This window comes from Herbaspirillum lusitanum, from assembly GCF_026127345.1.
Lineage (GTDB): Bacteria > Pseudomonadota > Gammaproteobacteria > Burkholderiales > Burkholderiaceae_D > Herbaspirillum > Herbaspirillum lusitanum.
In genome coordinates, this window is sequence record NZ_QXFG01000005.1 from 58,448 (window position 1) to 82,214 (window position 23,767).

The following is a 23,767-nucleotide window of genomic DNA, read 5'->3' on the forward strand; positions in this document are numbered from 1 at the left end:
GGCAACGTCCGACGTTTGCCATTTACCTTGATTACCTAGTGAAGAGCCGCCTCATGCTACCCACACCTGAACTCGTTAAAAATTACATTGCTGCCGGCCTGGCCTGCTCGCACCTCGAAGTCGAGGGCGACGGCCAGCACTTTACCGCCGTCATCGTGTCCGACTCCTTCGCCGGCAAACGCCTGATCCAGCGCCATCAACTGGTCTACGCAGCGCTCGGCGATCGCATGCGCGAGGAAATTCACGCTCTGTCGATGAAGACCCTCACTCCCGAAGAATTCCAGAAATAAGGCCCAGGTTTCCCTATGGACAAGCTCTTAATCCGCGGCGGCAACCGCCTTTCCGGCGACGTCGTCATCTCCGGCGCCAAGAATGCAGCGCTGCCAATTCTGTGCGCAGGCCTGCTGACTGCCGACAACCTGCACCTGTCGAATATCCCCAACCTGCAGGACGTCAGCACCATGCTCAAGCTGATGCGCCAGATGGGTTTGCGTATCGAGCAGGAACAGGACGGCAACACGGTCACGCTCAACGGCGGCGACATCACCAGGCTGGAAGCGCCGTATGAACTGGTGAAGACCATGCGCGCCTCGATCCTGGTGCTTGGTCCGCTGCTGGCGCGCTTCGGTGAAGCCAAGGTCTCGCTGCCGGGCGGCTGCGCCATCGGTTCGCGTCCGGTCGATCAGCACATCAAGGGTTTGCAGGCGATGGGCGCGGAAATCACCATCGACGCCGGCTACATCTACGCCAAGGCCAAGCGCCTCAAGGGCACCCGCATCGTGACCGACATGATCACCGTCACCGGCACCGAAAACCTGCTGATGGCGGCGGTGCTGGCCGAAGGCGAAACCGTACTGGAAAACGCCGCGCGCGAACCTGAAGTCAGCGACCTGGCGCACCTGCTGGTCGCGATGGGCGCCAAGATCGACGGCATCGGCACCGACCGCCTGGTGATCCAGGGCGTCGACAAGCTGCACGGCGCTTCGCATACCGTGATCGCCGACCGCATCGAAACCGGCACTTTCCTGTGCGCGGTGGCGGCCGTGGGCGGCGACGTCACGCTCAAGAACACCCGCAGCAACCTGCTCGACGCCGCGCTCGACAAGCTGCGCGAAGCCGGCGCCATCCTGACTACCGGCGAGGACTGGATCCGCGTGCAGATGGCGCGCCGTCCGAAAGCAGTCAGCTTCCGCACCACCGAATACCCAGGCTTCCCGACCGACATGCAGGCGCAATTCATGGCGCTGAACTGCATCGCTGAAGGCACCAGCCACGTCACTGAAACGATCTTTGAAAACCGCTTCATGCACGTGCAGGAAATGAATCGTCTGGGCGCCGCTATCGACGTCGAAGGCAACACGGCGATCGTCAAGGGCGTGGAAAAATTCATCGGCGCGCCGGTGATGGCGACCGATCTGCGCGCATCGGCCTCGCTGGTGATTGCCGGCCTGGCCGCGCAAGGCGAGACGCTGATTGAGCGCATCTATCACCTTGATCGCGGCTACGATCGCATGGAAAACAAACTGTCGTCGATCGGCGCACAGATCGAACGCGTTAAATAATCGATAGCAAAAAATGACTCAGCAACTCACTCTCGCTCTGTCCAAGGGCCGCATCTTCGAAGAAACACTGCCGCTGCTCAAGGCCGCCGGCATCGAAGTCACCGAGGATCCCGAGACCTCGCGCAAGCTGATCCTGCCGACCAACGATCCGGCCGTGCGCGTGATCATCGTGCGCGCTTCCGATGTACCGACCTACGTGCAATACGGCGCCGCCGATTTCGGCGTGGCCGGCAAGGACGTGTTGCTCGAGCATGGCGGCGAAGGCCTGTACCAGCCGATCGACCTGAACATCGCCAGGTGCCGCCTGTCGGTGGCGGTGCAGGACGGTTTCGACTACGCCAGCGCGGTGCGCCAGGGTGCGCGCCTGCGCGTGGTCACCAAGTACGTCAAGACCGCGCGTGAACATTTTGCGTCCAAGGGCGTGCACGTCGACCTGATCAAGCTGTACGGCTCGATGGAGCTGGGCCCGCTGGTCGGCCTGTCCGACGCCATCGTCGACCTCGTCAGCACCGGCGGCACGCTGCGCGCCAACAAGCTGGTTGAAGTCGAACACATCATGGAAATTTCCTCGCGTCTGGTCGTGAACCAGGCCGCGCTGAAACTGAAGCGCGAACGTCTGCAACCGATCCTGGAAGCATTTGAAAAAGCGTCGCAGGCAAACGCATAACAGACGCATACGCAGAACACGACAGCACTGAAAGCAACGAAGGCGACATCATGGGCATAGCAATCCGAAAACTCGATTCCACCGACGCCGGCTTCAGGCAAACGCTGTCGTCCGTGCTGGCCTTTGAAGCCGGCGAAGACGAGGCCATCGATCGCGCCGCCGCCGGCATCCTGGCCGACGTCAAGGCGCGCGGCGATGCCGCCGTGCTGGAATACACCAACCGCTTCGATCGCCTGTCCGCTACCGCCGTGTCCGCACTGGAAATCGGCCAGGACGAGTTGAAAAAAGCATTGGACGGTTTGCCCGCCGCGCGCCGCGCCGCCTTGCAGACCGCCGCCGACCGCGTGCGCGCCTACCATGAGCGCCAGAAGAAGGAATGCGGTTCCGACGGTTTCCTCTATACCGAAGCCGACGGCACCGTGCTGGGCCAGAAGGTCACGCCGCTGGATCGCGTCGGTATCTATGTGCCGGGCGGCAAGGCCGCCTATCCGTCGTCCGTGCTGATGAACGCCATCCCGGCCAAGGTGGCCGGCGTGCAGGAAGTCATCATGGTGGTGCCGACCCCGGACGGCGTGAAGAACGAACTGGTGCTGGCTGCTGCGGCGATTGCCGGCGTCGACCGCGTGTTCACCATCGGCGGCGCCCAAGCCGTCGGTGCGCTGGCCTACGGCACCGGCACGATTCCGCAGGTCGACAAGATCGTCGGTCCTGGCAACGCCTACGTCGCCGCCGCCAAGCGCCGCGTGTTCGGCACGGTCGGCATCGACATGATCGCCGGTCCGTCCGAGATCCTCGTGATCTGCGACGGCAGCACCGATCCCGACTGGATCGCCATGGACTTGTTCTCGCAGGCCGAGCACGACGAACTGGCGCAATCGATCCTGCTGTGCCCGGATGCCGATTACATCGCCAAAGTTGAAGCCAGCATCAACAAGCAACTCGACGCCATGCCGCGCAAGGACGTGATCCGCACTTCGCTGACCGATCGCGGCGCGCTGGTCAAAGTGCGCGACATGGACGAAGCCTGCGAGATCGCCAACGCGATCGCCGCCGAGCATCTTGAAATCTCCACCGAGCAGCCGCAGCAATGGGCTGACAAGATCCGCCACGCCGGCGCCATGTTCCTCGGCCGTTTTTCATCCGAAGCGCTGGGCGATTACTGCGCCGGTCCCAACCACGTGTTGCCGACCTCGCGCACCGCGCGTTTCTCGTCGCCGCTGGGTGTCTACGATTTCCAGAAGCGTTCCAGCATCATCCAGGTCAGCGAAGCCGGCGCCCAGGCATTGGGCAAGGTCGCCGCCGAACTGGCTTATGGCGAAGGCTTGCAGGCGCATGCCCGCTCCGCCGAGTTGCGCTTCAAATGACGACACTGCGCGTCCAGCCAATCCAGCCCGCCCTGCCAGGTCGGCGATGATCTGGCGCGACCGCGTTTTTTGCGAAGATGCGCTGGACGGCCTGGCGCGCATTCCCGATGGCGAGATCGACCTGCTGATCGCCGATCCCCCTTACGGTCTCGGCAAGGACTACGGCAACGACTCCGACAAGCTCGACAACGACGCTTACCTGGCCTGGACCGAGCAGTGGATCGATGTCGCGCTTCCCAAGCTCAAGCCGAACGGCAGCCTTTACATTTTCCTGACCTGGCGTTACTCGCCGGAAATTTTCGTCATGCTCAAGCGGCGCATGACCATGCTCAATGAAATCGTCTGGGACCGTCGCGTGCCGTCCATGGGCGGCAGCACGCGCAAGTATTCCTCGGTGCATGACACGATCGGTTTCTTCGCGCGCGCAAAAGATTATTACTTTGACCTCGACGCCATCCGCATTCCTTACGATGCCCAGACCAAGAAGGCGCGCTCGCGCTCCATTTTCGTTGGCGCCAAATGGCTGGAGATGGGCTACAACCCGAAAGACGTCTGGAGCGTGTCGCGCCTGCATCGCGAGCACAAGGAGCGCGCCGACCATCCGACCCAGAAGCCGCTCGAAATCGTCGAGCGCATGATCAAGGCGTCGTGTCCGCCCGGCGGCGTGGTGCTGGATCCCTTCATGGGCAGCGGCACCACGGCGGTGGCGGCAAGACGCTGCGGCCGCCAGTTTGTCGGCTTTGAACTGAACCCGGCCTATTGCGCGCTGATCGATCAGCGCGTGGCCGACCTTGACCCTATTTCGACACAGACCTCCGATGAGCAAGTCCCTGGTTGAACGCATCATCCGCGCCGACGTGCGCGCGCTGTCCGCCTATCCGGTGCCGGACGCCGCCGGCTTCGTCAAACTCGACGCCATGGAAAACCCGTACACGCTGCCGCAGGCCTTGCGCGACGAGCTCGGGCAACGACTGTCCGCAGTGGCGCTGAACCGGTATCCGGTGCCGTCCTACACGCTGCTCAAGGAAAAGCTGTGCCGCCACATGGGCGTGCCGACAGGTTTCGACGTGCTGCTGGGCAATGGTTCGGATGAGCTGATTTCCATTCTCTCGGTGGCATGCGCTCAAGCCGGCGCCAAGGTCCTGGCGCCCGAGCCGGGCTTCGTGATGTACGCCGTGTCGGCGAAATTCGCCGGGCTGGAGTACATCGGCGTGCCGCTCAAGACTGACTTCACGCTCGACCGCGACGCCATGCTGGCGGCGATCGCCGCGCACCGGCCGGCGATTACCTATCTGGCTTATCCGAACAATCCGACCGGCACCTTGTATGACGCCGCCGACATCGAAGCGGTGATCCGCGCGGTGGGTAACGACGGCATCGTGGTGGTCGATGAGGCCTACCAGCCGTTCGCGCAGGAGAGCTTCATGCCGCGCTTGCCGGAATTCAATAATCTGGTGGTGATGCGCACCGTCTCCAAGCTCGGCCTGGCCGGCATCCGGCTCGGCTATATGGCTGCCGGCGCAGCTTTGTTGCAGGAATTCGACAAGGTGCGGCCGCCCTATAACATCAATGTGCTGACGCAGGCAGCGGCCGAGTTCGTACTTGATCACACCGCCGAACTGGACCGTCAGGCGGCGGCATTGCGCAATGCGCGCACCGATCTGGCGGCGACGCTGGCGGGGCTCGGCGGTGTTGAAGTGTTCCCCTCCGCCGCCAATTTCCTGCTGATCCGGCTGGCAAATGCGGATAAAGTATTCGCCGGGCTGCTGCAACGTAAGGTATTAGTCAAAAATGCCGGTAAAATGCATCCATCGCTGCAAAATTGCCTGAGAGTCAATGTCAGTACGCCCGAAGAGAATTCCCTGTTCCTGATCGCCTTGAAAGAAACGCTTCAAGAGCGCGTCCAGGAATCACCTTTGTCATTTTTGTAATGTCTGTTTTACCCTGATCATGTCAACTCCACGAACTGCAGAAGTCGTCCGCAACACCAACGAGACGCAAATCCGCGTCGCGATCAACCTGGATGGCACCGGCCGGCAAAAGCTGGACACCGGCGTGCCTTTCCTCGATCACATGCTGGACCAGATCGCGCGTCACGGTTTGATCGACCTCGACATTGAGGCCAAGGGCGACCTGCACATTGACGCGCATCACACCGTGGAAGACGTCGGCATCACGCTCGGCCAGGCTTTCGCCAAGGCCATCGGCGACAAGAAGGGCATCCGCCGTTACGGCCACGCCTACGTGCCGCTGGACGAGGCGCTGTCGCGCGTGGTGATCGACTTCTCCGGCCGTCCCGGCCTGGAATATCACATCCCCTTTACCCGTTCGATGATCGGCGGCTTCGACGTCGACCTGACCAGCGAGTTCTTCCATGGTTTTGTCAATCATGCGCAAGTCACGCTGCATGTGGACAATCTGCGCGGCATCAACGCGCACCATCAGTGCGAAACCGTATTCAAGGCTTTTGGCCGCGCCCTGCGCATGGCGATCGAACTCGATCCGCGTTCGGCGGGAACGATTCCTTCCACCAAAGGCAGCCTGTAATGTGAGCCGGGCGGGACAGTCCGTTCCGCCATTGACACTTTCCATGCGTTTGCATTTTTCGATATGAATAAAATTGTTGTAGTGGATTACGGAATGGGCAACCTGCGCTCGGTCGCGCAAGCCCTGCGTCATGTCGCGCCCGAAGCCGACGTGCGCATCTCCGGTGAAGTCGCCGACATCGAAGCGGCCGACCGCGTGGTGCTGCCGGGCCAGGGCGCCATGCCGGACTGCATGCGCAGCCTGCGCGAGTCCGGCGTGCAGGACGCGGTGATTGCCGCCGCGCGCAGCAAGCCCCTGTTCGGCGTGTGCGTCGGCGAGCAGATGTTGTTCGACTGGAGTGAAGAAGGCGATACGCCCGGCCTCGGCTTGTTGCCCGGCAAGGTGGTGCGCTTCCGGCTCGACGGTCAGGTCCAGGAAGACGGTTCGCGTTTCAAGGTGCCGCAAATGGGCTGGAACCGCGTGCATCAGAAAGTCGCCCATCCGCTGTGGCAGGGTGTCGACGAGCAGGCTTACTTCTATTTCGTGCACAGCTACTACGCGCAGCCCGGCGAGAGCGCGCACACCGTCGGCGAGACCGTCTACGGCGCGCCGTTCGCTTGCGCCGTGGCCCGCGATAATATTTTTGCAACACAATTCCATCCGGAAAAAAGTGCCGCTGCGGGTTTGCAGCTGTACCGGAATTTCGTACACTGGAAACCCTGATTTTTGCTTAATTTTTGCGCAGTACTTTTTTCACCGCCAGGCCACGCGCATCGTGAACATCTTGCGCTGATCTGTCCCTTTACTTACTCAACGTCATTACCGTAGCCATGCTGCTGATACCTGCCATCGACCTGAAAGACGGTCATTGCGTTCGCCTGAAGCAAGGCGATATGGACCAAGCCACCGTATTCTCCCAGGACCCCGCCGAAATGGCGCGGCACTGGCTGCTGCAGGGCGCGCGTCGCCTGCATCTGGTCGACCTCAACGGCGCCTTCGCCGGCAAGCCGAAGAACGAATCGGCCGTCAAGGCCATCCTCAAGGCGGTGCGTGATTTCGCCGTCGAGAACGAGGTCGAGGAAATCCCCGTGCAACTGGGCGGCGGCATCCGCGACCTCGACACCATCGAGCGCTATCTCGACGACGGCCTGTCCTACATCATCATCGGCACCGCCGCGGTGAAGAATCCCGGCTTCCTGCACGATGCCTGCAGCGCGTTCCCGGGCCAGATCATCGTCGGCCTCGACGCCAAGGACGGCAAGGTCGCCACCGACGGCTGGAGCAAACTGTCCGGCCATGAAGTGATCGACCTGGCGAAGAAGTTCGAAGGCTACGGCTGCGAAGCCATTGTCTACACCGACATCGGCCGCGACGGCATGATGGGCGGCGTCAACATCGAAGCCACCGTGCGCCTGGCGCAGGCGGTCGCGATCCCGATCATCGCCTCCGGCGGCGTGCACAACATCAAGGACGTCGAAGCCCTGTGCGGCGTGCAGGACGAAGGCATCGAAGCGGTCATCTGCGGCCGCTCGATCTATGAAGGCACGCTGGACCTGAGCTCGGCGCAGGATCGCGCCGATGAATTGACGGCGTCCGAAGGGTCCGACAGCGAACCATCATGACACTCGCAAAACGCATCATCCCTTGTCTCGACGTGACGGCCGGACGGGTCGTCAAGGGCGTCAATTTCCTCGAGTTGCGCGACGCCGGCGACCCGGTTGAAATCGCACGCCGCTACGACGAGCAGGGCGCGGACGAAATCACCTTCCTCGACATCACCGCTTCTTCGGACGGCCGCGGCTTGCTCCTCGACATCATCGAAGCGGTGGCGTCGCAGGTCTTCATTCCGCTGACGGTCGGCGGCGGCGTGCGCGCGGTCGACGACGTGCGACGCTTGCTCAACGCGGGCGCGGACAAGGTCGGCATCAACACTTCTGCGGTAACCAATCCGCAACTGGTGGAAGACGCGGCGAGCAAATACGGTTCACAATGCATCGTGGTGGCGATCGATGCCAAACGTACCGGCGAAGGCAAGTGGGAAGTCTTCACGCACGGCGGCCGCAACGCCACCGGGCTGGACGCAGTCGAGTGGGCGCGCAAGATGGCGCAACTCGGCGCCGGCGAAATTCTGCTGACCAGCATGGACCGCGACGGCACCCGCAGCGGCTTCGACCTGGCGCTCACGCGCGCGGTGTCGGATGCGGTGGCGATTCCCGTGATTGCCTCGGGCGGCGTCGGCGGCCTGCAGGATCTGGCTGACGGCATCAAGCAGGGCAAGGCCGATGCCGTTCTGGCGGCGAGTATTTTTCACTATGGCCAACACACCGTGCAGGAAGCGAAACGTTTTATGGCGGATCAGAACATCCCGATGAGGCTGGCATGAGCATCAGTGCAAAATGGCTGAACAAGGTGAAATGGGATGAGGTCGGCCTGGTGCCGGTGATCGCCCAGGAAGTCGGCTCCAACGACGTGCTGATGTTCGCCTGGATGAACCGCGAAGCATTGGCCCGCACCGTGCAGACCGGCGAAGCGGTGTACTGGAGCCGCTCGCGCAAGAAGCTGTGGCACAAGGGCGAGGAATCCGGCCATTTTCAGAAGGTGCATGAAATCCGCCTCGACTGCGACGAAGACGTGGTTTTGCTCAAGGTTGAACAGGTGGCCGGCATCGCCTGCCACACCGGCCGTCATTCCTGCTTCTTCCAGAAGTTCGAAGGCAATGCCGAGACCGGCGAATGGCAGACCGTCGAGCCGGTGCTGAAAGACGAAGCCGCGCCCGAAAAAGAAAAGCCGAAGCGCGTGCGCAAGACAATGACCAAGACAGATCCCAAGGTAACGCCATGAGTGAAACACTGCGCCGCCTGGCCGAGGTGATCGAGTCGCGCAAGCTGGCCAACGGCGGCGACCCCGCCACGTCGTACGTCGCCAAACTGTTCTCCAAGGGCGACGACGCCATCCTGAAAAAGATCGGTGAAGAAGCCGCAGAAACCATCATGGCCGCCAAGGATGCGCGCGTCAGCGGCGATGCATCGAAAGTGCTCTACGAGTGCGCCGACCTGTGGTTCCACTCGATGGTCATGCTGGCGCATTTCGATCTCAAGCCGCAAGACGTGCTCAACGAACTGGCGCGCCGCGAAGGCTTGTCCGGCCTCGAAGAGAAGGCTGCTCGTCCGGCGGACGCATAACGATCATCAGCAGAATCAACGCCTAAGAATTCACGACCGTAAAACGGCAATTGACCGGGACACCCCAGGAGGAGCAGCTTTGGATAACTGTATTTTTTGCAAGATCGCCGCCGGGGAGATTCCGTCGAAGAAGGTTTACGAAGACGACGACGTGCTGGCGTTCCACGACATCAACCCGGCCGCGCCGGTGCATTTCCTGATCATCCCGAAACTGCACGTCGCCACGCTGGCCGATTGCGGCGAGAAACATGCGGCGCTATTGGGTAAAATGGCCTTGCTTGCGCCAAAGCTGGCGCAGGAACAGGGATGCGGTTACCAGCTTGACGCGACCGGCAACAAGACCGGCGGTTTCAAGACGCTTTTCAATACAGGCCCGGACGGCGGCCAAGAGGTGTACCATCTCCACATGCATGTCATTGGCGGCGCCCATCCGTGGCGCACCAAGTCCGTGCTGCAGGGATAAGGACAACGCATCCGGCCTGGCAGGAATATTGCAACAAAGATTTATTTGAATACAGGGCACGCGTGTCCGCTTAGGAGAGAAAAATGGGTTCGTTCAGTATCTGGCATTGGTTGATTGTTCTGGTAATCGTCATGGTGGTGTTCGGCACGAAGAAGCTGGGCAATATGGGTTCCGATCTCGGCAAGGCCGTCAAGGGTTTCAAGGATGGCGTCAAGGGCGAAGAAGAAGACAAAGACAAGCCTGTCGCCAAGGATCAGACCATCATCGACGTGCAAGCCAAAGACAAAGAAAAATCCGGCAGCTGAGTCTTCCGCCGACGCCCGCACCGCTTCGCCGCTTGTGGTTTGGCGAGGTTGCGCGGGCTATCGTTGTTCCTGATGCCCCGCCAGCCCGGCCTCGCGCACGCTGATTTTTTCGGCATTCACTTTCGATTGTTACCCTCGCAATGATTGATATCGGTCTTTCCAAGCTGGCTCTCATCGGCGTTGTCGCGCTGGTCGTGATTGGTCCTGAGCGCCTGCCCAAGGTGGCGCGCATGGCCGGTTCGCTGTTCGGTCGCGCGCAACGCTACATCAACGAGGTAAAGACGGAAGTCAGCCGCGAGATCGAGCTGGAAGAATTGCGCAAGATGCAAAAGGACGTGCAGGACGCCGCCGGCGATGTCCACAATAGCATCTCCAAAAGCGTCGCCGACGCCGAGAATTCCATCCACGACGCCTGGAACGACAGCAGCTCCGGCAGCAGCACGAGCTGGAGCACCGCGTCTGGCAGCGGCGCCAGCCCGGAAGCGCTGATCATCAAGGCAAAGAATTTCCGCAAGAAGAAACTGGCGCGCACTTCCGGCGTTCCTTCCTGGTACAAGAACCAGAGCGGTCGCCGCACCCGCGTGATTTCCGCCGCGGCGCGCGTAGCCAAATATCGTCCTATCGGCGCCGGCAAATCGGCCGGTTTTTTCTAATCCCGATGGACTTGTTTTCCATCCCATTCCTGCAGTAATTCCATGGCCGAAGAACAGAAAACGTCAGGTAGCGAAGAGTCCTTCATTTCGCATCTGATCGAATTGCGCAGCCGCGTGGTGAAAGCGTCGGCAGCGGTGCTCATCATTTTCCTGTGCATGATGCCGTGGTCCGCGCATATCTTCGACCTGCTGGCGGCGCCGATGATCAGCGCCTTGCCGGTCGGCAGCAAGATGATCGCCACCGGCGTCATCACGCCGTTCCTGATCCCGGTCAAGGTCACCATGCTGATGGCCTTCATGATCGCGCTGCCGTGGGTGCTGTACCAGATGTGGGCCTTCGTCGCGCCGGGTTTGTATTCGCACGAGAAGCGCCTGGTGGCGCCGTTGGTGATTTCGTCCTCGCTGCTGTTTCTGATGGGCGTGGCGTTCTGCTACTTCTTCGTTTTCGGCGTGGTGTTTCCGTTCATCAACAATTTCGCGCCGAAGTCGGTCTCGGTGGCGCCGGATATCGACAGCTACGTCGACTTCGTGCTGACCATGTTCCTGGCGTTCGGTATTACCTTCGAAGTACCGATCATCGTGATTGTGCTGGTGCGCATGGGCCTGGTTCCGCTGGCCAAGCTCAAGCAGATCCGTCCTTACGTGGTGGTTGGCGCTTTCGTCATCGCCGCCGTGGTGACGCCGCCGGACATCATGAGCCAGCTGATGCTGGCCGTGCCGCTGTGCCTGCTGTATGAAGTCGGCCTGCTGGTGGCGCCGATCTTCGAGAAGGCGACACGCGCGCCGGAAGAACGGGAAGACGCCGTCGGCAGCTGACCGGCGCAAACCTCAGGCATTAAAAAGGCCACTGCATGCAGTGGCCTTTTTGTTTTTTGTTGGCGGCGGAAGCAGATCTTTCTCAGCTTCACTCCGCAATGATCAGTGGCACCTGGCGCAACCAGCTCACCAGCGGATACGCATCCTTGAATCCGGCCAGCACTTCCTTGCCGATATCGGCCGGAATTTTTTTCTTGATGCTCGATTCCTTCCAGACGATGAAGTTCTTGAGTTTGATGTATTCGAGATGCGGGCTGTCGGCGTCGAAGCCCTTGGGAGGACGGGTCAGCTTGCCTTCTTCCTGCAAGCCGCCATAGTTGTCCTTGATGGCCTTGTTCCTGAGCACCTTGCTGAAGCCGGCGGCGTCTTCGATGACGCGTTGGCGAATCGCGCGCAGGCGGTCCGACGGCGGCATGTATTCGCCGCCCGCGATCAGCAACTGGCCGTCGGCGTCAATGTGGAAGTAGTAGGCCGGGCCGCCGCCCGAACTCGGCTTCTTCAGGCCGCTCGCCGTCAGCGAAGCGGAGAAGTGCGTCTTGTATGGGCTCTTGTCATGCGAGAAGCGCATGTCGCGGTTGATGCGGAACAGCGCTTTTTTCGGATTGCAGCTGGCCATGATGGGGTCGAACTTGCTGATGTCGGCGATCAGTTGCGTCACCAGTTCGAGGAACTCCGCACGCAGGATGTCGTAGCGCGGCTTGTTCATCACGAACCACGCGCGGTTGTTGTTCTCCGACAGCTCGGCGAGGAATTGCGTCAGGTCACGGATATGCATGTTGCGTTCTTTCCTTACTCTCGTTCTTCGCGTTTCAGCGGAGGGCGTTTGCCGACGACGATTTCCAGCGTGGTCTCCTGCGCCTTGCGCAGCACTGTCATCCTGGCCTTCTGGCCCGGAATCAGTTGGGCGATGAGATTCAGCATTTCAGTGGTGTCGGTGACCGCTTTGTTTTCCACGCTGATGAGAATGTCGCCCGGCTTCATGCCGGCCTTGTCGGCAGGACCGTTCTTGAGCACGCCGGCGATGATGGCGCCGGTCTTCTTGGTCAGGCCGAAGCTTTCGGCCAGCTCAGGCGTGATGTCCTGCGGTTCGACGCCGATCCAGCCGCGCACCACCTGGCCGTGGTTGATGATGGCTTCCATCACGGTCTTCGCGGTCGACACGGGAATCGCAAAGCCGATCCCGAGATTGCCGCCGGTACGCGAATAGATTGCCGTGTTGATGCCCAGCAGGTTGCCGTTGGTGTCGACCAGCGCGCCGCCGGAGTTGCCGGGATTGATGGCTGCATCGGTTTGGATGAAGTTCTCGAAGGTGTTGATGCCGAGGTGATTGCGGCCCAGCGCCGAGATGATGCCCATGGTCACGGTCTGGCCGACGCCGAACGGATTGCCGATGGCCAGCACGATGTCGCCGACCGTGGCTTGTTCGACGTGCGCCAGCGTGATCGCAGGCAGGTTCGGCAGGTCGACCTTGATGACGGCGAGATCGGTCTCGGGATCGGTGCCGACCACCTTGGCGGAGGCCTTGCGGCCGTCGGCCAGGGCTACCTCGATTTCATCGGCGGCTTCGACCACGTGATTGTTGGTCAGGATGTAACCCTGCGGGCTGACGATTACGCCTGAGCCGAGGCTGGACTGCTTGTCGTCCTGTTGCTGGTCCTCGAACTGATCGCCGAAGAACTTCTTGAAGAACGGGTCATCCATGAACGGATTTTTTTGCGGCCGCGCTTCGGTCGTGGTGAAGATGTTGACCACCGAAGGCATGGCCTGGCGGGCGGCGTCCCGATAGGAGTTTGGCGTTGGCGTGCCCGATGCGGCTTCCTGCATTTGTACGGTGGAGGAGGCGGGTCGGACCCGGGAACCGAGCGTACCGCTCGCCCAATCGGGCTTCAAGGTAGCTACAATGAACCAGACCGCCAAACCGACAGTCACGGTTTGAGCAAACAACAGCCAAAAACGTCGCATATTGAAATAAAGATGAGGATGAAAGATGACCCTGCGCACAGCAAATAGGGACGAGCTTGCCAAGTACCTGGCGCAAACGCTGAATATCGCACAATACCGCGATTATTGCCCAAATGGGCTACAGGTGGAAGGGCGCGGGGAAATCGGCCTGGTCGTCAGCGGCGTCACCGCCAGCCAGGCGCTGATTGAAGCGGCGCTTGATCTCAAGGCCGACGCCATCCTGGTGCACCACGGTTATTTTTGGCGCGGCGAGGATGCGCGCGTGACCGGCACCAAGCACAAGCGCCTCAAAGCGCTGCTGGCCAACGACGTCAACCTGTTTGCTTACCATCTGCCGTTGGACGGCCATCCGGAACTGGGCAACAACGCGCAACTGGCGCGCCACTTGAGCCTGGTCGGCAGCGATCGTTTCGGCGAAGACAAGCTGGGTTGGCTCGGTGTGCCCGAAGCCGACGCCAACATCGTCACGGTCGGCGACCTGGCGCGCCTGATCGAACGCCGTCTCGGTCGCGCGCCGCTGTTGATAGGGGATGCCGGCCAGCCGCTCGGCAAGATCGCCTGGTGCACCGGCGCCGCACAAGGTTTCCTGGGCGACGCCATCGCCGCCGGCGCTTCGGTGTACATCAGCGGCGAAATCTCCGAACCGACCGTGCATCTGGCGCGCGAGACCGGCGTCGCCTACATCGCTGCCGGCCATCATGCGACCGAGCGCTACGGTGTACAGGCGCTGGGCGCACATGTGGCGGACCACTTCGGTATCCGGCACCAGTTCGTCGATATCGACAATCCGGTCTGATTTCCGGCGTCGGGGCGTGGAATGGAAAAAGCCCGCAGCGTGCGGGCTTTTTCATTGGAGCAGCGTCAGCGTGCGCTTATTTCTTCAGCGAATCGCGGATTTCACGCAGCAGCACGATATCTTCCGGCGGTGCGACGGGTGCTGCTGGTTCTGCCGCCTTTTCGTGCGTGGCCAGGTCGCGCGCCTTGTTGATCATGCGCACCATCTGGAAGATGATGAATGCCAGAATCAGGAAATTGATCAAAATAGTCAGGAAATTGCCGTAGGCGAACACCGCACCGGCTTTCTTCGCTTCAATCAGCGTCAGTTGGGTTCCCTGGCCGTTGAGCGGCAGATAATAGTTGGCGAAATCCAGTCCGCCGAAGATACGGCCCACCACCGGCATGATGATGTCTTGCACCAGCGACTCGACAATTTTGCCGAATGCGCCGCCGATAATCACGCCCACGGCCAGGTCGACGACGTTTCCCTTCAGCGCGAAAGTGCGGAATTCTTGCATCATGCCCATCTTTTTCTCCTAGAAATTGTTGCAAAACAATGCAGTCGGTTATATCGTGCTTCGATTAAAAAGTAAATTGCTGGCAATTTATTGCACAATATAAAGCACGAGACATTCCCTGTGGAAGACTTGAAATATTAATAAAATTCCATAAATTGCGTTTCCCGAATTTTATTCGCTTCAAAAGGCATCCCAGGTTAGTTATAATCTAGGGTTGCTGGAAGTTCCGTGCAGTTTTCGTATTTTCACTAATTGGGGTTGGTATGAGTAACGAAAAACAGGTCGACTCCAGTCGACGCGGATTGCTCGTCGCGACTTGTGCGGCGGGCGGTGTGGCTGGATTGGCTACAGCGGGGGCGTTTGTTTCCACCTTTCAACCATCCGAGCGCGCCAAAGCCGCCGGTGCACCGGTTGAAGTAGACATTTCCACGCTCGTGCCGGGCGAAATGCGCACCGTAGAGTGGCGCGGTAAGCCGGTGTGGATCCTCAAGCGTACGCCTGAAATGCTCGAGACCCTGAAGAAGGTCGACGCCCAGGTGGCCGACCCGGAATCCAAGCGCACGGAATTCTCGACCACGCCTGAATATGCGCTCAACGAATGGCGCTCGATCAAGAAGGACGTGCTGGTCGTGGTCGGCATCTGCCCGCACCTCGGCTGCTCGCCCAGCTCCAAATTCCAGACCGGCGCACAGCCGTCGCTGCCTGACGACTGGCAGGGCGGTTTCCTGTGTCCCTGCCACGGTTCGACGTTCGACCTGGCGGGCCGGGTCTACAAAAACAAACCGTCCCCAGACAACCTCCAGGTTCCACGGTATATGTTTGAAGGTGACACCAAGCTGGTCATCGGCAAAGATGAGAAAGGCGAGGCGTAATCATGGCTGCATTCCAAGAAAAACAATTGCCCAAAGACGCACCGGTATCCGCCAAAGCATTGAACTGGGTTGACGCCCGCTTCCCCCTGACTTCCACTTGGAAAGCACACCTTTCCGAGTACTACGCTCCCAAGAATTTCAACTTCTGGTACGCCTTCGGTTCGCTGGCGCTGCTGGTGCTGGTCATTCAGATCGTGACCGGGATTTTCCTGGTGATGCATTACAAGCCCGACGCCACGCTGGCGTTCGCTTCGGTCGAATACATCATGCGCGACGTCCCGTGGGGCTGGCTGGTGCGCTACATGCACTCCACCGGCGCCTCGGCGTTCTTCATCGTGGTCTACCTGCACATGGTGCGCGGCCTGCTGTACGGCTCCTATCGCAAACCACGCGAACTGGTCTGGCTGTTCGGCGTCGCCATCTTCCTGTGTCTGATGGGCGAAGCCTTCATGGGCTACCTGCTGCCGTGGGGTCAGATGTCCTACTGGGGCGCACAGGTGATCGTCAATCTGTTCGGCGCGATTCCATTCATCGGCCCTGACCTGTCGCTCTGGATCCGCGGCGACTACGTTGTTTCCGACGCCACGCTGAACCGCTTCTTCTCGTTCCACGTGATCGCGATTCCGCTGGTGCTGATCGGCCTGGTCGTGGCGCACATCATCGCGCTGCACGAAGTCGGTTCGAACAACCCCGACGGCGTTGAAATCAAGGAAAAGCTGGACGCCAACGGCATCCCGCTGGACGGCGTGCCGTTCCATCCTTACTACTCCGTGCATGACATCATGGCCGTTGCCGTGTTCCTGATCGTGTTCACCGCCGTCGTGTTCTTCGCGCCGGAAATGGGTGGCTACTTCCTCGAATACAACAACTTCGTCCCGGCCGATTCGCTGAAGACGCCGCCGCACATCGCGCCGGTCTGGTACTTCACGCCGTTTTACTCGATCCTGCGTGCAACCACGTCGGACTTCATGGCCTACCTGATGGCCGGTGTCGCCGCCTACGTCGCGCTGCTGGTGTTCCGCTCCCAGCGCAGCAGCATCTTCAAGATCGCCGCCATCGTGATCGGCGTGGCCGTGATCGCCGGCATGGCCATCTTCGACGCCAAGTTCTGGGGCGTGGTCCTGATGGGCGTGTCCGTCATGATCCTCGGCGGCCTGCCGTGGCTCGATCATTCGCAAGTCAAGTCGATCCGCTATCGTCCAAGCTGGCACAAATATGTCTACCTGGTCTTCGGCGTCGCTTTCGTGGCCCTCGGCTACCTCGGCGTGCAACCGCCGACCGCCGTCGGCACCACGATCGCCCAGATCGGCACCTTCATCTATTTCGGCTTCTTCCTGTTGATGCCATGGTGGAGCGCATTGGGCCGGTTCAAGCCGGTTCCCGACCGCGTTACCTATCATCCGCACTAAGCCAGCCGCCAAGAGGATAAAAATGACATTGCTGAAAAGACTGATCGCGACTCTCGTGCTGCTGCCGGCGCTGGCTTACGCCAACGAAGGCGGCTACCCGCTGGACAAGGCGCCGAATCGCACCACCGATGTATCGTCGCTGCAAAACGGCGCCAAGCTGTTCGTCAACTACTGCCTGAACTGCCACTCGGCGTCGGCCATGCGTTACAACCGCCTGCGCGACCTGGGCCTGACCGAAGACCAGATCAAGAACAACCTGCTCTTCACCGGTGAAAAAGTCGGCGACCTGATGAAGACCACCATGCTGCCGCAAGACGCCAAGGCATGGTTCGGCGCGGTTCCTCCGGACTTGTCCGTGATCGCCCGCGCCAAGGCTTCCGACGCCGGTTCCGGTCCTGACTGGATCTACACTTACCTGCGCACCTACTACAAGGACGACACCCGTCCGACTGGTTGGAACAACATGGTTTTCCCCAACGTCGGCATGCCGCACGTCCTGTGGGAACTGCAAGGCATTCGTGCGCCGAAGTTTGCAGAAGAGAAAGATCCGCATGAAGAAGGCAAGACCATTCACAAATTTGTGGGTTTTGAACAGTTGAAACCAGGCAAGTTGTCCGCGGTCGAATACGACAATGCGGTGGCTGATCTGGTCGGCTACTTGCAATGGATGGGCGAACCCGCGCAAAATACGCGTAAACGCCTCGGCGTCTGGGTTTTGCTGTTCCTCGGCTTGTTCCTCGTGTTGGCATGGCGTCTGAACGCTTCCTTCTGGAAAGAAGTCAAGTAAAGCAGAGTTTTTCGTGCCCGCGCAGTCTGCGGGTGTACGTATCGGGGTGAGGCGTACGGCGTCTCGCCCCTTTGTTTCTAAGGCACTACAAAAATGATGGTTCTCTACTCGGGCACAACCTGCCCATTCTCGCAACGTTGCCGCCTTGTCCTGTTCGAAAAGGGCATGGACTTTGAAATTCGCGACGTCGACCTGTTCAACAAGCCGGAAGATATTTCGGTCATGAACCCATACGGTCAGGTGCCCATCCTGGTCGAACGCGACCTGGTGCTGTACGAATCCAACATCATCAACGAATACATCGACGAACGTTTCCCGCATCCGCAACTGATGCCGGCTGATCCGCTGATGCGCGCGCGTGCACGCCTGATGCTGTTCAATTTCGAAAAGGAATTGTTCATCCACGTCCACACGCTGGAAAACGAAAAGACCAAGGGCGCAGAAAAAGCCCACGAAAAGGCCCGCTCGGAAATCCGCGATCGCCTGACCACATTGGCGCCGCTGTTCCTGAAGAACAAGTACATGCTCGGCGACGAGTTCTCCATGCTCGACGTCGCCCTGGCGCCGTTGCTCTGGCGTCTCGACCACTACGGCATCGAACTGTCGAAGACCGCGGCGCCGCTGATGAAATACGCCGAACGCATCTTCTCGCGTCCGGCCTACATCGAAGCACTGACGCCTTCCGAAAAGGTCATGCGTCGTTAATCTGTAGCCGAGCAACACGCAGCATCCAGCATCATCGCGCCTCGCCGGTTGATCCACACAAGGGACAATCGGCGAACGCATTTAAGACTGTCGCCTGAGCGCAAGCAAGCGCAGTCCGTCTTTCCGGATCGGTTTACGTCATGCCAGAAGTGTCTACCAAACCCTATCTCCTGCGCGCCATTTACGAATGGTGCACGGACAACGGCTATACGCCGCACATTGCAGTTGTCGTGGACGCCAGCACGCGTGTCCCCATGCAATTCGTCAAGAACGGCGAGATCGTCCTGAACATCAGTTTCGAAGCCACCAGCGGCCTCAAGATGGACAACGACTTCATCAATTTCAGCGCCCGTTTCGGCGGCGTCTCGCGCGACATCTCGGTCCCGGTCGAAAACGTCATCGCGATTTACGCTCGTGAAAACGGCCAGGGCATGGCCTTCGAAGCCCCGGCCGTGCTGGCCGTCGGCGACACCGAAGACGCCCCTGAATCCGCGCCGGGATCCGTGCAGGCGCCCGGCCTGGCATCGGTCCCGACCGCTGACAAAGCCAACGCAGGCAGCAAGTCCGCACCCGACGATGAGCCGGAACCACCAAAAAAAGGTGGAAGGCCTGTACTAACCAGAATTAAATAGGTTATAATCGCCGTCTCAGTTTTTGCTGGCTTAGCTCATCTGGTAGAGCACCTGACTTGTAATCAGGGGGTGGCGGGTTCAAGTCCTGCAGCCAGCACCAGTATTCAAAAGAAAAGGCCCACCGCTCGGTGGGCCTTTTTCGTTTTGCTTCGCAAGCGCATGGTTGCTCCGCAATTCCAAATCCTCCCGTTGTTTTTCCTATCCTCGCTCGTATTTCGCAATAGCCGTCATTGCATCGCTAAGGCATGCAATAACTTGTGCTAAAGTACATACTATAGGGGGGTATGGTATGTCTCACGTGAGAAGTAACAAAGAAAGTTTGCTGAAACGAGTGCGTCGGATTCAGGGGCAAATGCAAGCCATTGAGCGAGCGCTCGAATCCGATGCCGACTGTGCAAAGACATTGCACTTGGTTGCAGCTACGCGCGGTGCGATGAATGGCCTGACCGACGAAATCATCGAGGCGCACGCACGCGAGCATGTCGCCGATCCAAAACTATCTGATGCCGAGCGCGCTCAAGGCGTCGAGGAATTGCTCGAAGCTATTCGCCGCTATTCCAAATGAAAAGAAATTCCATGGCCAACACACACACAAGCTACGCACACGAGCACGTCTTTTTGAGCCCGGCGCACGACGAAAGCGCCCGGCGCACCCGATGGGTCGTCATACTGACAGCTGCGATGATGATTGCTGAGATTGCCGCTGGATACATCACAGGCTCTATGGCGCTGCTAGCCGACGGCTTCCATATGGCGACGCACGCCGGTGCGCTTGCTATCGCTGCGATGGCCTACAGTTTTGCGAAGCGCAACGCCGCCAGTGCAAAATACAGTTTCGGAACGGGAAAGGTCGGAGACTTGGCCGGATTTGCATCGGCGCTCATCCTCGGCATGGTGTCGATAGGAATCGCAGTTGAGTCAGTCATGCGCGTTATAACGCCGACTACCGTCGCCTTTGACGAGGCGATCTTTGTTGCCGTTATCGGTCTGCTGGTCAATATCGTAAGTGCATTCATGCTGTCCGGCGGATCGCACGGCCACCACGATCACGGCCATGCGCACGACCACCACCACCACCACCACCACCACCACCACGGCCATGACAACAACTTGCGGTCTGCTTACGTGCATGTCTTGGCCGATGCGCTGACCTCCGTTCTTGCCATCGCCGCTCTGCTGGCGGGACGCTACTACGGCATGATTTGGCTCGATCCGGCAATGGGTATTGTCGGCGCGATTGTTATCGCACGATGGGCATATACCCTCATGAAGGACACGGCAAAGATGCTGCTCGACACGACTGACGAAAGTGTCGCTGACAGTATCCGCCGCAAGCTGGCTGCATTCGACGGCACAGCAATTACCGATCTTCATGTTTGGAAGGTAGGGCCACAGGCCCGCGCTGCGATCGTCAGCTTAACCATCTCAGCGCCGGAAGTGGAACCGGAGATTCGCGCCGCGCTGCTGACGATAGACAACCTCGATCACCTCACCATAGAAGCGCACAAGTAAACAGGCGTAGGGCATGGCAGGTAAGCGGCTGAGCATCTTCATTCACGATCAGCCGTACTACAGGCATCGCCGGAGTCGCGGCATCAGGTCCTGGGACGATTTCGGCCTCGGGCTCGCGGCCTTTTTTTGCTGCCGGACTGATGCCGGCATGAGACTCTCTGCCGTCGGCTTGATGCAAGGCATCAACGCCGTGTCATCACGCAACAGCCCCTGATCGTTTTCGGGACAACCAATAACGCTTTGGGGACAAGCGCCGCCGGCGACGAATCAAGCCTGCGGCGCTCATGCAGAATCCAGACATCCGGTGACACACCGCATCCCACATGGAGTCTGTATGGAAACTGCCTCAACCAGCCGCGCCGCGATCCCGGCAGCGCGCACGCAATCTGTTCGCCACTTGCCGATCAGCCTGTTCGGTTCCGTCATGAGCATCGCCGGCCTCGCGCTGGCCTGGCGCCTCGCCGGCAAGGCCTACGGCGTGAACCTTGCCGTGTCGGACGCTATCGGCGTCGTTGCGTTGGCCTTGTTCGTCGTGCTGGCGCTGTCCTATCTCGGTAAACTGGTCCTGCATCCGGAGATTGTGAAGGCAGAATTTTCGCATCCGGTCATCGGCAGTTTTTTCGGCACCGTCGGCATCAGCATCATGCTGCTCTCGAGCGTGATCGGCAGTTACAGCAGCGCGACGCAACTGGTGGTCTGGTGCATCGGCAGCCTGATCACACTGGCCTTGAGCGTGCTCATGATCTCGCGCCTGCTGAATGGCAACGCCGCGCCGGCGAGCGTGGTGCCGGCGTGGCTGATCGGCGGCGTCGGCAGCCTCGACATCGTGGTGACGGGCGGCAGCTTCACGGCGAGCTGGACGCATGAAGTGAACCTGTTGGCGGCCGCCATCGGCAGCGTCAGCGCGATTGTCTTCTTCATCCTGATCTTTTCGCGGCTGATTCATCACGATCCGCTCGGCGCGGCCATGCGTCCGTCGAAGATGATCCTGATGGCGCCGTTCGCGGTGGGCTTCATCGCCTACGTCAACCTGGCGCAGAAGGTGGACATGTTCGCCGCGCTGTTGTTCTACTTCGGGCTGTTCCTGTTTGCGATCATCCTGTATCGACTGCTGGTGAAGCCGGCGCCATTCTCGTCGACATGGTGGGGCATCGGCTTCCCGATGGCGGCGATGACCAACGCAGCGTTCATCTACGCCGGTGCGGTGGGAGGAAAGGGACTGGGATTCATCGCGGCGCTGCTGCTGTTCGTGCTCACGACCTCGATCATCGTGCTGTCATTCCGCACGCTGCATGCCTTGCTTGCCGGCCGCTTGCTGAGCGCTTAGTTTCAGTTCCAGTTTCAGGTGCGATTCGCGCGAAAGCCGTCTCTGTATGTTCTCGGCGTAGTGTTCAGCTGACGCGAAAAAATCATGCGCATCTGCGTCGCATTGCTGAAGCCGCAGCGGAACGCCACGGTCTTCAGCGGCACGTCGGTTTCCTCCAGCAGCTTGCGCGCGAAGTCGATGCGGACCTGCTCGACGAACACCGACGGCGTCACGTTTGCGTGCTTGGCGAAGGCGCGTGAAAAGGTGCGGCGGCTGACGCCGACCGCATCGGCGATTTCCTCGATAGTGAGGGCGTCGCTGATGTGGTCGGTGACGTATTTGAGGACCTTGGCAACCAGCGAATCCTCATCCGGCCCGACGGCGAGATAAGGGCTGTATTGCGATTGCCCACCCTCGCGGCGGATGTAGACGATCAGGCGCTTGGCCACCTTGATGGCAAGTTCGTGGCCCCAGTCTTCAGCTACCAGCGCCAGGCATAAATCGATGCCGGCGGTGACCCCGCCGCAGGTGAACAGATTGCCGTCGCGCACGAAAATCTTGTCGGGCCGGACGTTCAGTTCGGGAAATTGTCTGGCGAGGCGCTCGGCGTGATCCCAATGCGTCGTCACTTCGCGCCCGGCCAGCAACCCGGCGTGTCCCAGCAGGAAGACGCCGTTGCAGACCGCGCCGAACTTCGCGGCGCCGCGCACGCGTTCATTGAGCCAGTTCATGAAGGCCGGATCAGGCCGATATTCCGGCACGCGAGGTCCGCCCGCCACCAGCAGCAAGTCGCTGTCGGCGTGGAAATTCGGATAGTCGACATGCACCCGGAACTCCATGCCGCTGGAACACATGACGCTGTCGGGACGTTCGCCCACCAGCGTGATCTGGTAATGATCCTTGGCCGGCAGCAACAGGTTGGCCTCCGAGAACACATCCAGGGGACCGGCCACGTCCAGCGCTTGCACGCCGTCAAAGACAACCAGGGTCAGCTTCTTCATCACATCGTTCCTTGCGGCTTTGCATGCCGGGTTTTTATTGTTGGTTCGGCGCACGTATGCGGCCGGGGTCCGACTTTATCAGGAATCGGCAGCGTTTTTCTCTTGCTTCTTTCATTTCTCCCAGCCGCGCGGACGCGACAATGCAAAGTTGGCGTCGCTGCGCGTGCGGCCATACCAGTCGCCGCCCATGCGCGCCAGCAGATTGAGTTTGGCCGGGTCGGGCAGTTGCTTGTCGTTGAGGATGCTCTCGTCGAAATGCGCGGCCAGCACGCGGCCCAGCAGGATGTGGCAGGACGGCGCATCGGCGGGGTAGGGCGTGCAGCTGACCAGTTCGCATTCGAGGCTGACCGGCGCTGCCGCGACGCGCGCCGGCCGCACCAGCGTCGAGGGAGCGGCAGCAACGCCGCAGCGTTCGAATTCGCTGATGTCGGCGTCGTACGAAAAAGAAGTTTCGTTCATGGCGTCGGCCATGTCGAAGCCGACCAGGTTGACCACCAGCTGGCCGGTTTCCTGCGCGTTGCGCACGGTGTCCTTGATGCCGCCGTCGCGCTGCACCAGCGGCGAAATCATCACCGTCGGCGGCTTGCCGGTGATCATCTGGAAGAAGCTGAACGGCGCCAGATTGCTCACGCCCGCCGCCGATACGGTAGACACCCAGGCCACCGGGCGCGGGATGACGGCCGAGGCCAGCCAGCTATACGCCTGGCGCGGATCAACCTGGGAAAAATCAAGGTACATGCAGACTCCA

30 protein-coding genes and 1 tRNA gene are annotated in these 23,767 nt (G+C 60.3%); 26 read left to right on the forward strand and 5 right to left on the reverse strand.

Going from position 1 to position 23,767, the window contains the following annotated elements; genetic code table 11:
* The first annotated feature begins 53 nt into the window (after positions 1–53).
* The 16 genes from DXT88_RS04415 (at position 54) to tatC (ending at position 11,538) form a co-directional block, all read left to right on the forward strand.
* Positions 54–290, forward strand: a complete 237-nt coding sequence (locus tag DXT88_RS04415) for a BolA family protein (protein WP_029363541.1) — start codon at positions 54–56, stop codon at positions 288–290.
* Between the two features lie 15 nt (positions 291–305).
* On the forward strand, positions 306–1,562 hold the full coding sequence (gene murA, locus DXT88_RS04420; RefSeq protein ID WP_265211780.1) for a UDP-N-acetylglucosamine 1-carboxyvinyltransferase: 1,257 nt from the start codon (positions 306–308) through the stop codon (positions 1,560–1,562).
* 13 nt (positions 1,563–1,575) lie between these two features.
* A complete protein-coding gene (gene hisG, locus DXT88_RS04425; RefSeq protein WP_016834693.1) occupies positions 1,576–2,229 on the forward strand; it encodes an ATP phosphoribosyltransferase in 654 nt (217 codons plus the stop codon).
* A gap of 50 nt (positions 2,230–2,279) precedes the next feature.
* Positions 2,280–3,593 carry a histidinol dehydrogenase gene (hisD, locus tag DXT88_RS04430; protein ID WP_016834692.1) on the forward strand — a complete coding sequence of 438 codons (1,314 nt, stop codon included), beginning with the start codon at positions 2,280–2,282 and terminating at the stop codon, positions 3,591–3,593.
* Between the two features lie 46 nt (positions 3,594–3,639).
* Positions 3,640–4,431: a DNA-methyltransferase gene (locus DXT88_RS04435; protein WP_265211782.1), complete on the forward strand. Its 792-nt coding sequence runs from the start codon at positions 3,640–3,642 to the stop codon at positions 4,429–4,431.
* The gene (gene hisC / locus DXT88_RS04440) at positions 4,412–5,524 is read left to right on the forward strand and encodes a histidinol-phosphate transaminase (RefSeq protein WP_265211784.1); all 1,113 of its coding nucleotides are present in this window, start codon (positions 4,412–4,414) and stop codon (positions 5,522–5,524) included. Before DXT88_RS04435 ends, hisC begins: the two co-directional genes overlap by 20 nt.
* Before the next feature lie 19 nt (positions 5,525–5,543).
* The gene (gene hisB, locus DXT88_RS04445; RefSeq protein WP_016834690.1) at positions 5,544–6,140 is read left to right on the forward strand and encodes an imidazoleglycerol-phosphate dehydratase HisB; all 597 of its coding nucleotides are present in this window, start codon (positions 5,544–5,546) and stop codon (positions 6,138–6,140) included.
* A gap of 63 nt (positions 6,141–6,203) precedes the next feature.
* On the forward strand, positions 6,204–6,842 hold the full coding sequence (hisH, locus tag DXT88_RS04450; protein WP_029363540.1) for an imidazole glycerol phosphate synthase subunit HisH: 639 nt from the start codon (positions 6,204–6,206) through the stop codon (positions 6,840–6,842).
* A 107-nt stretch (positions 6,843–6,949) separates the two neighbouring features.
* The gene (hisA, locus tag DXT88_RS04455; protein WP_016834688.1) at positions 6,950–7,741 is read left to right on the forward strand and encodes a 1-(5-phosphoribosyl)-5-[(5-phosphoribosylamino)methylideneamino]imidazole-4-carboxamide isomerase; all 792 of its coding nucleotides are present in this window, start codon (positions 6,950–6,952) and stop codon (positions 7,739–7,741) included.
* The gene (hisF, locus tag DXT88_RS04460) at positions 7,738–8,502 is read left to right on the forward strand and encodes an imidazole glycerol phosphate synthase subunit HisF (protein WP_016834687.1); all 765 of its coding nucleotides are present in this window, start codon (positions 7,738–7,740) and stop codon (positions 8,500–8,502) included. The genes hisA and hisF overlap by 4 nt, the downstream gene beginning before the upstream one ends.
* A complete protein-coding gene (hisI, locus tag DXT88_RS04465) occupies positions 8,499–8,960 on the forward strand; it encodes a phosphoribosyl-AMP cyclohydrolase (RefSeq protein WP_016834686.1) in 462 nt (153 codons plus the stop codon). Before hisF ends, hisI begins: the two co-directional genes overlap by 4 nt.
* A complete protein-coding gene (locus tag DXT88_RS04470) occupies positions 8,957–9,301 on the forward strand; it encodes a phosphoribosyl-ATP diphosphatase (protein ID WP_016834685.1) in 345 nt (114 codons plus the stop codon). Before hisI ends, DXT88_RS04470 begins: the two co-directional genes overlap by 4 nt.
* 79 nt (positions 9,302–9,380) lie before the next feature.
* Entirely contained in the window at positions 9,381–9,764 is a 384-nt protein-coding gene (locus tag DXT88_RS04475; protein WP_116434260.1) for a histidine triad nucleotide-binding protein, read from the forward strand.
* An 83-nt stretch (positions 9,765–9,847) separates the two neighbouring features.
* Positions 9,848–10,069, forward strand: coding sequence for a Sec-independent protein translocase subunit TatA (gene tatA, locus DXT88_RS04480; RefSeq protein ID WP_016834683.1), 222 nt, complete (start codon positions 9,848–9,850; stop codon positions 10,067–10,069).
* A 140-nt stretch (positions 10,070–10,209) separates the two neighbouring features.
* A complete protein-coding gene (gene tatB / locus DXT88_RS04485) occupies positions 10,210–10,722 on the forward strand; it encodes a Sec-independent protein translocase protein TatB (RefSeq protein WP_016834682.1) in 513 nt (170 codons plus the stop codon).
* Positions 10,723–10,764: 42 nt separating this feature from the next.
* Entirely contained in the window at positions 10,765–11,538 is a 774-nt protein-coding gene (tatC, locus tag DXT88_RS04490) for a twin-arginine translocase subunit TatC (protein WP_016834681.1), read from the forward strand.
* A gap of 88 nt (positions 11,539–11,626) precedes the next feature.
* Here tatC and DXT88_RS04495 read toward each other — a convergent pair whose 3' ends face one another.
* Positions 11,627–12,313, reverse strand: a complete 687-nt coding sequence (locus DXT88_RS04495) for a DUF2461 domain-containing protein (protein WP_016834680.1) — start codon at positions 12,311–12,313, stop codon at positions 11,627–11,629.
* 14 nt (positions 12,314–12,327) lie between these two features.
* On the reverse strand, positions 12,328–13,500 hold the full coding sequence (locus DXT88_RS04500) for a Do family serine endopeptidase (RefSeq protein ID WP_029363539.1): 1,173 nt from the start codon (positions 13,498–13,500) through the stop codon (positions 12,328–12,330).
* Positions 13,501–13,525: 25 nt separating this feature from the next.
* Between DXT88_RS04500 and DXT88_RS04505 the strand changes: the two genes are divergently transcribed.
* Entirely contained in the window at positions 13,526–14,296 is a 771-nt protein-coding gene (locus DXT88_RS04505; RefSeq protein ID WP_265211785.1) for a Nif3-like dinuclear metal center hexameric protein, read from the forward strand.
* Between the two features lie 76 nt (positions 14,297–14,372).
* Here DXT88_RS04505 and mscL read toward each other — a convergent pair whose 3' ends face one another.
* Complete coding sequence (mscL, locus tag DXT88_RS04510; protein WP_321161099.1) at positions 14,373–14,804, reverse strand: large conductance mechanosensitive channel protein MscL; 432 nt, start codon at positions 14,802–14,804, stop codon at positions 14,373–14,375.
* Between the two features lie 254 nt (positions 14,805–15,058).
* Here mscL and petA point away from each other — a divergent pair, with 254 nt between their 5' ends.
* The 9 genes from petA to DXT88_RS04555 all read left to right on the forward strand — a co-directional run bounded on the left by petA (position 15,059) and on the right by DXT88_RS04555 (position 22,039).
* Positions 15,059–15,667, forward strand: coding sequence for a ubiquinol-cytochrome c reductase iron-sulfur subunit (petA, locus tag DXT88_RS04515; protein ID WP_029363538.1), 609 nt, complete (start codon positions 15,059–15,061; stop codon positions 15,665–15,667).
* A 2-nt stretch (positions 15,668–15,669) separates the two neighbouring features.
* Entirely contained in the window at positions 15,670–17,076 is a 1,407-nt protein-coding gene (locus DXT88_RS04520) for a cytochrome b (protein WP_016834675.1), read from the forward strand.
* A 22-nt stretch (positions 17,077–17,098) separates the two neighbouring features.
* Positions 17,099–17,863, forward strand: a complete 765-nt coding sequence (locus tag DXT88_RS04525; protein WP_016834674.1) for a cytochrome c1 — start codon at positions 17,099–17,101, stop codon at positions 17,861–17,863.
* Positions 17,864–17,956: 93 nt separating this feature from the next.
* Positions 17,957–18,568, forward strand: coding sequence for a glutathione S-transferase N-terminal domain-containing protein (locus DXT88_RS04530; RefSeq protein WP_016834673.1), 612 nt, complete (start codon positions 17,957–17,959; stop codon positions 18,566–18,568).
* Positions 18,569–18,708: 140 nt separating this feature from the next.
* Positions 18,709–19,200, forward strand: coding sequence for a ClpXP protease specificity-enhancing factor (locus tag DXT88_RS04535; RefSeq protein WP_265211786.1), 492 nt, complete (start codon positions 18,709–18,711; stop codon positions 19,198–19,200).
* 24 nt (positions 19,201–19,224) lie between these two features.
* Positions 19,225–19,300: transfer RNA gene (locus DXT88_RS04540), tRNA-Thr, on the forward strand.
* Between the two features lie 189 nt (positions 19,301–19,489).
* Entirely contained in the window at positions 19,490–19,765 is a 276-nt protein-coding gene (locus DXT88_RS04545; RefSeq protein WP_265211787.1) for a metal/formaldehyde-sensitive transcriptional repressor, read from the forward strand.
* Positions 19,766–19,776: 11 nt separating this feature from the next.
* The gene (gene dmeF, locus DXT88_RS04550; protein ID WP_265211788.1) at positions 19,777–20,712 is read left to right on the forward strand and encodes a CDF family Co(II)/Ni(II) efflux transporter DmeF; all 936 of its coding nucleotides are present in this window, start codon (positions 19,777–19,779) and stop codon (positions 20,710–20,712) included.
* 334 nt (positions 20,713–21,046) lie between these two features.
* Positions 21,047–22,039, forward strand: a complete 993-nt coding sequence (locus DXT88_RS04555) for an SLAC1 anion channel family protein (RefSeq protein WP_265211789.1) — start codon at positions 21,047–21,049, stop codon at positions 22,037–22,039.
* Positions 22,040–22,053: 14 nt separating this feature from the next.
* Here DXT88_RS04555 and DXT88_RS04560 read toward each other — a convergent pair whose 3' ends face one another.
* Together DXT88_RS04560 and DXT88_RS04565 are read right to left on the reverse strand one after the other, a co-directional pair.
* On the reverse strand, positions 22,054–23,019 hold the full coding sequence (locus tag DXT88_RS04560; RefSeq protein WP_265211790.1) for a GlxA family transcriptional regulator: 966 nt from the start codon (positions 23,017–23,019) through the stop codon (positions 22,054–22,056).
* 111 nt (positions 23,020–23,130) lie between these two features.
* Positions 23,131–23,757, reverse strand: a complete 627-nt coding sequence (locus tag DXT88_RS04565; protein WP_265211791.1) for a flavin reductase family protein — start codon at positions 23,755–23,757, stop codon at positions 23,131–23,133.
* Positions 23,758–23,767 lie beyond the last annotated feature (10 nt).